General features: G+C 64.6%; 1 protein-coding gene. It reads right to left on the bottom strand.

The window, feature by feature from the left end; all coding sequences use genetic code 11:
• Window positions 1-22: 22 nt before the first annotated feature.
• The coding region (locus tag SB751_RS29660; RefSeq protein ID WP_410748981.1) for an FxLYD domain-containing protein at window positions 23-285 on the bottom strand (263 nt) is incomplete at its 5' end.

Raw genomic sequence — 285 nt, 5'->3', positions numbered from 1 at the left:
CGGCGGACCGCCGGGCGCGCGATCAGTTGGCCTTGGCGTCGTACACCACGCCCACCCGGGCGAAGTTGGCGCCGTACTGCTTGACATCCAACTGGAACGGGGCGCTTTCACCCGGCTTGAGCTTGGGCAGGCGCAGCTCCGAATAGCGCGCGCCGGTCAGCTTGTCCTGGGCGTCGTAGAGGCTGACCCAGACCTTGACGTTGTCGATCTCGGCGTTGTCGTTGTTGCGCACCCGGCCATGCACGGTGACGTACTTGTAGCGATAGCGGTAGGTGAAATTCAGGG

Origin of the sequence: Cupriavidus sp. SIMBA_020 (assembly GCF_046535395.1) — a bacterium.
In the GTDB taxonomy this organism is placed as follows: Bacteria; Pseudomonadota; Gammaproteobacteria; order Burkholderiales; family Burkholderiaceae; genus Cupriavidus; species Cupriavidus campinensis.
This window is presented reverse-complemented; position numbering and strand designations above follow the sequence as displayed.